At 60.0% G+C, this 9,392-nt stretch carries 8 protein-coding genes and 1 pseudogene; 4 read left to right on the forward strand and 5 right to left on the reverse strand.

Features of this window, described 5'->3' with window-relative positions:
* Together EOA75_RS22750 and EOA75_RS22755 are read left to right on the forward strand one after the other, a co-directional pair.
* Window positions 1–549, forward strand: a 549-nt coding sequence (locus tag EOA75_RS22750) for a Mov34/MPN/PAD-1 family protein (RefSeq protein ID WP_164747503.1), incomplete at its 5' end; no start/stop codon positions are given.
* Complete coding sequence (locus EOA75_RS22755; protein WP_127325216.1) at window positions 519–1,889, forward strand: ThiF family adenylyltransferase; 1,371 nt, start codon at window positions 519–521, stop codon at window positions 1,887–1,889. The genes EOA75_RS22750 and EOA75_RS22755, both read left to right, overlap by 31 nt.
* Before the next feature lie 16 nt (window positions 1,890–1,905).
* On the opposite strand, the gene EOA75_RS22760 is transcribed toward EOA75_RS22755, so the two are convergent.
* The 4 genes from EOA75_RS22760 to EOA75_RS22775 all read right to left on the reverse strand — a co-directional run bounded on the left by EOA75_RS22760 (window position 1,906) and on the right by EOA75_RS22775 (window position 7,137).
* Window positions 1,906–4,032 carry a CHAT domain-containing protein gene (locus EOA75_RS22760; protein WP_164747504.1) on the reverse strand — a complete coding sequence of 709 codons (2,127 nt, stop codon included), beginning with the start codon at window positions 4,030–4,032 and terminating at the stop codon, window positions 1,906–1,908.
* 94 nt (window positions 4,033–4,126) lie between these two features.
* Window positions 4,127–4,663: an RES family NAD+ phosphorylase gene (locus tag EOA75_RS22765; RefSeq protein WP_245466707.1), complete on the reverse strand. Its 537-nt coding sequence runs from the start codon at window positions 4,661–4,663 to the stop codon at window positions 4,127–4,129.
* Window positions 4,664–4,710: 47 nt separating this feature from the next.
* On the reverse strand, window positions 4,711–5,400 hold the full coding sequence (locus tag EOA75_RS22770) for a hypothetical protein (RefSeq protein ID WP_245466706.1): 690 nt from the start codon (window positions 5,398–5,400) through the stop codon (window positions 4,711–4,713).
* 528 nt (window positions 5,401–5,928) lie between these two features.
* Window positions 5,929–7,137 carry a hypothetical protein gene (locus EOA75_RS22775; RefSeq protein ID WP_127325219.1) on the reverse strand — a complete coding sequence of 403 codons (1,209 nt, stop codon included), beginning with the start codon at window positions 7,135–7,137 and terminating at the stop codon, window positions 5,929–5,931.
* Between the two features lie 363 nt (window positions 7,138–7,500).
* Between EOA75_RS22775 and EOA75_RS35180 the strand changes: the two genes are divergently transcribed.
* Window positions 7,501–8,130, forward strand: a complete 630-nt coding sequence (locus EOA75_RS35180; protein WP_164747505.1) for a cell wall hydrolase — start codon at window positions 7,501–7,503, stop codon at window positions 8,128–8,130.
* Between the two features lie 416 nt (window positions 8,131–8,546).
* Here the strand turns inward: EOA75_RS35180 and EOA75_RS35185 are convergent, their stop codons facing one another.
* Window positions 8,547–8,870: an AAA family ATPase gene (locus tag EOA75_RS35185; RefSeq protein WP_245466708.1), complete on the reverse strand. Its 324-nt coding sequence runs from the start codon at window positions 8,868–8,870 to the stop codon at window positions 8,547–8,549.
* A 62-nt stretch (window positions 8,871–8,932) separates the two neighbouring features.
* On the opposite strand from EOA75_RS35185, the pseudogene EOA75_RS22790 reads away from it, so the two are divergent.
* Window positions 8,933–9,392: pseudogene (locus EOA75_RS22790) on the forward strand (PD-(D/E)XK nuclease family protein); the annotation flags it as partial.

A 9,392-nucleotide genomic window follows, 5' to 3' on the forward strand; every position in this document is an offset into this window, starting at 1 on the left:
ATCCTCGACTGGCTTGAGCGTGTTCTCGGCCGCGGGCCAAAGGGCATTCCGATAACGCCACAGCCGGCCAAGTTGCTGGTGACCGCCGATGCGCTTGACGACCTGATGGCCGCACTCACTAGATCCCAGCGGCAACGGCACGAGGGGATCGCCTATCTGCTTGGTCGGACCGACGGCGTCGTTACTGTTGCCGTTGCGGTCTTTGCGCCCGAGGCTCGGACGACGGCAGGCAGCTTCCATGTGCCGGCTCGGGCTATGTTGGCCTGCATGCAGGCGGCGGCAAGGTTCGAGCTACAAGTGGTCGCCCAAGTCCACACCCATCCGGGCCAAGCCTACCATAGCGATGGCGACGTCGAAGGCGCCAAGATCCGTTACCCGGGATATGCCTCGCTCGTGTTGCCGGAATATGGACGGCATCTCCCATCGCTGTCCGCCGCAGCAGCCTACCTGTGGCAGAAGCCGAACGGCTGGATTGAGCTCTCGAACGACGAAATCATCATCATTCCGGCGAACGGGCCATGGACCAGCAACAGTTTTACGATCAGCTGAACGATCGCATGCGCCGCTACGGCGCATCGCCGCTCGACCCAGCGCGGGTCATCACGATCACCGCGTCGCCCGATTACCTTGACAGCTATGATGGACAAGTGGCAGCGCTCGTCGCCTGCAACCTTTTGGGACGGCTGTCGCCCTCGGTACAGATTGGCTTCCCTGATATCGCTATCCACCGGCACCTCCCTTGGGCTGGCCGTTCGCTTGTCGGGCATGCACTTGATGGAATGAGGGCCGCCAACCCATGCGGCAGCTATGGTTCACGCCCACTCGCTGCGGGCGATTTCCGCTTCCACCTCGGACCCGACGGTCACGAGGCTGTCGTCCACGGGTCCGGGTGGAACGCTTACATTGGTCCAGGGCCTTCACCCCTGCCTCTGGTCGCTTCGGGCGCCGGAGTGGGTGCGGCGATGGCTGTGGTCTTGGGTGCTGCGCATCTGTTCCGCACCCGCTTCGGCCCAATGACCGATTCCTTCGCCTGCAACGTTTGGGACTGGACCGACATCCCCGAGCGGGTGGAATTCTCCCCGGTCGAGGCGTCGCTCGGCCACGTCATGACCGTAGGACTTGGCTCAGTGGGATCGGCCGCCAATTACTTCCTTGCGCTTGCAACGAGGGATTTCAGCGCAAGCCTCATTGACCATGACAGGGTCGGTATCCATAACATCACCCGCTCACCCATTTTCACTGATGCCCATGCCGAGATGGACCTAGCCAAAGTCGAGGCCGTCGCCGCCTTTTTGCGCGGAGCCGGTGTGACGAACGTCGCGGTCGACCCGGCTGCCCTGCATGAGTCAGCGCGGTGGAGACTCCGTGAGAGTGGCTCGATAGACGTTCTGATCTCGGCCGCCAATGAATTCAACGTGCGCTACCACATCGAAATGGGGTTTCCACCGATCCAACTCTACGCCACCACGGGCCGGAACTGGCAGGCAACCTTGATGCGGCATGTACCCGGTGTGGAAGCGTGTTCGCTTTGCTTGTTCCCTCCCGACGAGAAGTTCGCTCCCACCGCCTGCGCCACGGATGGGGCCGCCGGGCCCCAGATGACAGTCGACGGCGAGCGCGCCGACGCAGCGCTGCCCTTCCTGTCCTTCGCGGCCGGACTAATGACCGCAGCAGAGGTTCTGAAACTTACCGCTCCGGGCTATCCATTCTCGGTCGAAAGGGTGATGCTCGGCCTTAAGGGCCAGCCGCAGCTGGTGGGCACACCAATTCCGCACCGCCCCGGGTGCTTGTGCGAGGATCGCCACACAGGCGTGCACAAAGCCGCGATCGACGGCTCTCGATACGCTGGGTTTGCAAGCTGGGCAAGAACTAGGGCTGGCCAAAGCTAGCAACGCGGCAATAATGTCATGTAAACAGCGCTGGGCATCCCCAGCAGAGAACATTGCTAAGCTTTTCCGCTACATGTTCGTGCGCCAGCCGCTCCCTCGCGGATAGTCCTCGGGCGATCCCGTCCAGTTCCTGTAGAAGGTCGGTCTGCCGTCGCATCACCTCGGTTGCGGATGCGAATGCGATGCTCACGGGCTCCGTTCTCAGTCGACTCGCGAGGGAGCAGCCAAAGGCAAGCGCGGCGTGATAGTCGATCGGCCACAGATGGGCGATGACCTGCTGGTGAGGACAGCAGAGTTCCTGGGCCAACCCGATCCGCGCCATTCCATCCATTGTCTGCGCTGACCCACTGCTGCACACATTGAGCACGAGGAGGCGACGTCTGGGTGCAGGAATTGCGAATGAAGCTAGATGCGGGATCGCAAGGAGATCGCCGGCACCCATGACGAGTCCACTCTCGTACACGCTGTAAGGCGACTGCTCTCCGTGCCCGATAACCCAGAGCACATCGGCCTCCGGATCCTCGTAGAATTCCTTGAAGGCAGCTACGTCCAGCTGACCGTTACGCACCTTCAATCTCCAGCTGCTAGCCTGCGCTGCCGCACGAAGGCACTCGAGCTCTGGCTCGGTGAGTTGGGTGGCGCCGGGCCACACGCTCAGGACTTCGATTGGCCTGTCCACAGCTGCCGCTGCCAAGCTAGCCTCCAAGGCGGCAAATCTGCCCGTCTCCCGCCGCAAGAGACTCTGGAAAGGATCGCGATGGCCAGGCAGCACTACGATGGACCGAGGTGCAAAGTCATGGGGCAGCTGCTCCGCTAGCCCGCGGAGTTGGTAGTGCCCTTCGACAGCCTCGAGCAGAGCCTGCCCATCCTCGAAGGCCGGTATTCCTGCCCGGCGCTCGTCGAGATCCACAACGCGATCGCCGGCGGGTCCTCGGAAGTACTCGGACAGCGCGTTCGAGATTCCGATCAGTAGGTCCTCGAAGCTGCCGCCTATGTCTGTATGTGGCGCGAACCATCGTCCGGTCGCCCACACATAGGCGACACCGTCCGCATGGTTCGGGCACACGAAGAGCACGTTGGAGTCGCCTCTTTCCCGGTCGGCCGACCCGTACCATGCCCAAAGCACATCCAGAATGTCTTCAACCGTTCCCACTCTCGTTAGGCAGTAGATCAGCGGCATCAGGATCGAGGCGCGGGATTCAAGGGAGATCAGAGCCTCGGCCCGCGACGATCTTTCATAGTAGGAGGTCGAGAGGCGACGGATTTCGGCGAGAATGTCGGTCCTGTTCGCCGTCCACGACTCCAGATCGTCGGTCGCTACGGCCATTGCTTGAAATATCTCATGCTCCCGGAGGTGTTCGCGTCGAGCCCCCAAAAGATGCCTTGCCCATTCGACGGGCGTACGATCGGTCCACTGCGCAGCACGCGTCAAAAAGAGCATCTCGATGCGCGCTTTGGTATCCGCGTTAACTGAGTCCCGCTGCGAGAGTTGGAACACCGCTCCGGTCAGGGCCTCGGCACCGGGATGGCCGCGGGTAGTTGCCCAGTTTGCTATCGCCAGTGTTGCGTCGACTGCTGCACGGACGTCGCCATTCGTAAGAGCCATCAGGACAATGCGGGTTGAGTAGTCGAAGAAATCCCGACAATGATTGTCGAGACCACCGAATTTCCGGGCGAGGAGATAGGCGGTGCAAATCCAGTCCACCGCGAAGGGCAGCACGGCTTCGTTGAGTTCGCGTGGCGCGCCCCGGTATGGAGGCACGGCATATATTGCATTGTTTACTCTCGCGGCTGGATCATGCGCTCGGGATATCCCCCAGAGCACCCAGCCATAACAGTCTCCGAGTTGGCCCGATGAGAGCGTTCGCTGACCTGGGATCACTGCCGCTATGAATCTGACGCAGTCGACACAGCTGGCGGTGGTTTCGTTCGGCGCGAGGCGCGTCTGCTCGATGATGTCGGCGCGCACCAATGCCGAGAACGGGAGCATCTGCTCGTCACTCTCTTCAAGCAGCTGTTGCTGAGCGTCCACCAGGAAGTCGCAGACCTCCACGCCTCGATTTTCCAGATCGAACTCTTCTTCCCACCGACCAATTTGGGGATAAGCCGCGTGTGTGAGCGGAAAGGCCTCCGAGAGCTTCATCGTCGTCGAATGCCTCTCCTCCAAGAGAACCCGAACAATTCTTCCGCCCCCGTGTGCCATGCGCCTACTACCGCAACGTTGCAACTCGGCCGCCCTATGGCGCTAGACCGACACCATAGCGCTCGGCCATCCGCCAGAACCAGTCCTGATCGAGGTCGACCTCGCGATCGACCTCTGCGATTGCATCGGCAGATCGCTCAAAAAGCGCATAGCAGAGTTCGGCGTCATCATGCCGGGCATGGTAGGCGATGCCGTCCGCGCCAACGGGATGCCGAGCCAGCGCGATCGACCATGCCTGCGGCACGTCGTAAGGTAGTCCTCCGTGTGCGACTTCGGCGGTCGCACCCAGCCGAGCGAGACTAGGCCCGGCGAGCCGGATCAATTTCAGATCTCGTTTGATGACGAGGCGAACATAGGCCTTCCGCCTGAGTAGATCCGGATCGATGAGGGTGCGCCCAGGCGTTCGCAGAAAACTTTCGGCGAACGCGCCATTGATCTTTTTTGCAGCGTAGAGCACGCCATAGGTGGCGTCGGGAGCGTTGAACCGCCCGTCGGTCGACGTGTCGAAGAAGATGGGCTCCCACCTGGCGGTGTAGAAGCGGTGAATCTCCTGACCGGCCGGCAGCTTCACCAACTTGGGCAGGCGCTTGTCTAGGTTCGCGGGAGGAAGTGGCCCGCTCACGCCCCCTGCTCACCGTGCCGCCTCGCGGCTTCCAGCACGAGATTGAGTTGGCCGGATTTGAGCAGGTCAATGGGCTTGCGATTGCCTAGCCTTACATCCGGATGAGCAAGGAAATTGAGCACCGCCCAGGAATTGCTGGACTGCAATGCCTCGCGAACGACTTTGAGCCCGGGCACAACGGTGCCGTCGCGGTTGAACTGCAAGGTCGGGTAGCTGCGCCGGTTACTCGGGCCGGGAACGGCAAGCAATGACCCGTCCTGCACGCGCTTGTCGATCGCCTGTCGGGAGACCCCTCGCATGAGAGTACGCACCTCATCGAGATCATAGGCGCCGCCTGCCTCGCGCAAATCCTGCTGTGCGATACGAACACCTTCAAGCATCGCACGGCTGCGCGCATCGGGCTCGAATGCGGACTTGTCTACTACCGGCTCGCGCTCGACCTGCGTATGACGCGGGGCTCGCTCGATGACTTCGGTGACGCGAGTCACACGACCGCGCACCGATTTCCTAAGCGCGCTGACAGATTCCGGCTTTTCGGACACGATCGCTACGTGTGCGCCGGCCGGCAGCTTGAACCCGGACAACGCTTTGATCGAGTCACTCTTAATTGTGAACATTGTCAGCACGCCCGTGCCCCGCGCCTTCGCGGTGACAGCCGCTGCCTTGGCTTGCGCTTTGTCTGCCATGGTCCTGCCTCCTGTAAGAAGCATATGGAGTCTAGAGCAACTTTGTCAACTATAGCAACGTGGACAATTGAGCGCATGAGCGGCTGGGCTTTGACATAGGCATTAGCGGCGTCCGATGTCGCTAAGTCCAGCAAATAGCGCAGCTAGTCCACGCAGGCGGAGCCTGCTCGTCTCCGCTCCCGGCTACCGCCGCTTAGTTCGTGGAGCGTCTGCTGCCACCAGACCCGGCATTCTACTTGCACACCGGGTCGCAGCGACCAGGTCTTGACGAGAATGCCGCGCCGGAGATCCGGCGCGGCTTCTTCTTACTTGGCCAGCTCAAGAGCCTAACAGCTCCGGAGCGACGTGTTAGCGTCCCTTAGGGGGGGCAACGATCACGCGCATGAGATCACCTCGCTCACACGATAATAGGCTTAACGGACATTGGCGTATTCCTTTCTTGGGTCAGTCCAGTCCTCACTCTATACGCACATCCAATTCGCGACTCTATGCGGACTCTCTGATGGTTTCCGCATAATTTCAGCCGGTTCAGCGCCACTTAGCTCGTGTAATGCTCAAGGCCGCCTCAATCGGCACTTGAAAGGCCGCCGCTTTGATATTGCTCGCTGCCGCAAGCACTGCGGCATGATGTCCATTTTGAAAGTAGGTTTCCAATTGCGGAAATTCAACAGGCGCCGGATCGCCCTGAAAGAGCTTGGCCGTCATCAGTAAGACCGGATGGCGCCAATCGGGATCCTGGCCATAGCTGAACCTCAAGACGCGCCTCATCGCACGAACCGCTTTGTCGCCATAAAGCAGCATCTTATCCTGCAGCCCGAGCGTTGCCGCCACAATGAGGCCGTGCAACGCCTCGTCCACTCGGCGGTCCTCCACAATCTCCAACAGACGGTCAAGCTTCTCGAAATATTTGTCGGACTGCTCCCGCAATTCCGATCTCGCCTTGTTTGCCAGATCTCGCTGGTTCCCTTTTCGCAAGGCAGCGCTGGAACAGAGTGATTGCAGTTGGTTCGTCAGTGTATAGAAATGGTGCAGGTCGATGATCGGCGAGCCGGTCTTGTGTTTCGTCGCTTCTCGTTGCGCAGCCGCGCTTTCGAGGGCCCGGTCGACGAGAATCTCAAGTTTGTCCTCCGCCCTAAGAAATCGCCTGTTCCCACTTCCGTCATTCACAAGATCGACGAGATAGGCCACCCATTCATCATAGTGCGCAATCATAGCGCACGCATCCGCGTCGTCAGGCTCACAGGCCCTTAGCGCCTCGACAAGCCCCTCGTAGTGCTTCCGAAACTTGTTCAGCTGTTCCAAGGCTGTCGCCTTTGGTCCGACTCCCTGGATGATCGTGGCCATCTCCGCCTGCACCGCCGACGCGGCCTCTCCGATCACCGGTTTGAATATTGAGTCAACATAAGCTAATGCCAGATCGGCCTGGTCAGGCCTCGCCTTGTCTACATTCGGCACGCCGTAAGAGTTGCCCCATAGCCTTGAAACTGCAGTCAAGCCGGGGCCGCTGCTGTTGTGCCCACGCTTTCGTTCGAATGCCCCGATTTGATCCGACAGCCACTGATCAGCGCGATCCCTCGGCAACTCTTCCTTTTTTTCCCAGCTCTTAGCGGTGCTCGCAAAAATCTTCACGAAGCGAAGGCGCACCGATGCCCGAGCAATGCTCGGATCATACGTCAGCGGCTCCCACACGCCCGTTCCTCCTTCTTCTTCTGACGCACCCTCCGTCTCGCCGTCCATCTCCGTCTCCCCTAGCCAATGAATTTCAGTCTGCGGAATTTCGAAGAATTCCGCAATCGGCTCCGCGTCGCAAATCCTCAAAGTATATTTTGCGCATAATCCGACACATCAAATACGATTTAGGAATATAGCGTACTTCATTCTACTATCAGTCAATATTGCTGTGACTAACGTACGTACACTTCACCCACACAGAAGAAATCGTTCTTCCTGTTTTCTTGGGGTGAAGCGATGTACAGCCTGTTTATCTCCTCCTTCTCGTCGAGGCGCTCATTCATCGTGGGAGCCGCTGTCCTGACGTCCATTATGACGGGATGCACGAGCACAGACGCACTGACACGAGTGACAACGACTGAGCCGCATTTGGTCGCGACTTCCTCCACAACCGGTCCGCGGCCGTACGCCGCGAACTCGTCTCCGGCGACGGGGAAACCCGGTGCTCGTGATGGGAATACGCTTGCACTGACCGACAAAGAGATCCTCGACCTCATCAAAACCACCTCGACTGAGGTCGACGCCTCGCTGCCTGAAGCGCAACGCGTCCTCATGTCACGAGCTGTCGCCGATACCATCCTAAACAGGAAGGCGTGTGACTGCTTCGGCGCCTCCACAATCACCGATATCGTCAACCAGCCGTGGCAGTTTTCGGCTATTTCGTCGAACCTTCCCTACGCCTACGGGACCGTCGACAAGATGCCGATCTCGGCTATCAAGCCGCTCGTTCGCAAGGACGTGGAAGCATGGCTCGCTGACCGCGCCAACGGTACGCCGGCTCAGGAATACGGGCTCAACTTCCTGAATCCGTATCACTCCGGAGCATCCGCCCTCTCGTCATGGGGGTGGGAGGTCGTTCGTCAGGCCGAAGCCAATGGCCACGTATATGGTGATATCCGCCGCCGTTCAGTCCACTACCATGGCACCGCCCCTGGCCATCGCGGCAAGGAGTCCAAGCCCTACACCATCGTGCTGCCCCAGGGTTGGAAGCCACATTGAGATAGCACTCGTCCCGCAGGTAGCCGATGGTCAACCGTCTGGCACGACAGGGCCACCCACCGCCGCATTCAGACACCAGACCAAATCGGCTCGTCGCGCTTAGGTGAGCTATCCCGGCGCGCGGTTCACCCTCCAGCGCCTTGACGGTGGGAAAGGTCTCGAGAGCCTTGCTCGCTTTGTCGAGTTCGGCCGCAACGGCGTCGAGATGCGGCCGATGCCGGACAGGGCCTCTTCGAGGAGATGGCGCAGCGGGTAGGCCCGCCAACGCCGAGTTGAGTATATCGATCGCAATGCGGCCGCGTACCTTGCCCCCCAGCGAACGGGTTTCCTCGCCACCGCCAAGAAAAGAAACTCGCAATCGGCGCTCGATTGTGGAGCGCCGGTGATTTCCGACTTCTTCCGGAAATGTAATTAAGTCACGCGATGTTCAGATCATAAGGCACCCTAAAATCGGTCAGCCGCGCAATGAGCGCCATGTCCGTCTCGAAATCCGAGATTTTCATATGCACCTCGATGGGCGCGCTATAGTCTGCCGGCCCACCATCCCAGAAATCGGTGAGCTTCAGCTGCCTTGCAGAGTCGGGCAGGGTTGGATCGAGGATGAGCTGGATCGCGAAGAGCAGATTGCTTTTGCCGACCCGGTTTTCACCGAGGAGCACCACATTGCCAGCCAGAGCGATGTCGATCGATTGGAAGTTCTTGAAATTCCTAATGCTCAACTTGCTCAGATACATTCCCATCACCAAGGCCGAAGCTTTTTGTTTGCGTGAGCTTCAATAGCCGGAGATTTTGAGCGATCACAGTGCTCGGTTGGAACAACGGCGAAAAAACAATGCCCTGTCGCTCCACTTACGTCGTCGATGGCATGTTGGCGCTTCGCAGCACCCGCGTCGCTGCGGCGCGAGACGGAGCAGTAGGCCGCGAGATTTTTACCCTGCCTCTGCTTGCGGCGCGTTTGGTCGGCGGTTTCGCCACGCCAGCCGGCACGGACGTTCTCTATCCGGCTATCCAGGCGGCGCTCACGTCCGAGAGCTTTAGCGACATCGGAGCGGTCGCCAGGCTGCCAGGGATGCCACGTGCCGTTCTCCATGCTTTGGATAGCGCCTGGCGGGCGGATCTCGATCTGTCCTCAATGGCGGGCGAGGCGCCGCGATTCGGTGACCTTCATCGCATCGAGACCTACGTTCGCGATCACATCCCACCCGCGCATATGCTGCCGCGCGATCTTCGTGATGCAGCCAACAGACGGATCGGTCGTGCGC

This window comes from Mesorhizobium sp. M1A.F.Ca.IN.022.07.1.1 (assembly GCF_003997575.1).
Taxonomy (GTDB): Bacteria; Pseudomonadota; Alphaproteobacteria; order Rhizobiales; family Rhizobiaceae; genus Mesorhizobium.

Bases quoted from the DNA above. Each gene is read 5' to 3' on its own strand.
- EOA75_RS22755 (WP_127325216.1), top strand. From the start codon at position 519: ATGGACCAGCAACAGTTTTACGATCAGCTGAACGATCGCATGCGCCGC.
- EOA75_RS22760 (WP_164747504.1), bottom strand. From the start codon at position 4,032: ATGAAGCTCTCGGAGGCCTTTCCGCTCACACACGCGGCTTATCCCCAA.
- EOA75_RS22770 (WP_245466706.1), bottom strand. From the start codon at position 5,400: ATGGCAGACAAAGCGCAAGCCAAGGCAGCGGCTGTCACCGCGAAGGCG.
- EOA75_RS22775 (WP_127325219.1), bottom strand. From the start codon at position 7,137: ATGGACGGCGAGACGGAGGGTGCGTCAGAAGAAGAAGGAGGAACGGGC.
- EOA75_RS35185 (WP_245466708.1), bottom strand. From the start codon at position 8,870: ATGGGAATGTATCTGAGCAAGTTGAGCATTAGGAATTTCAAGAACTTC.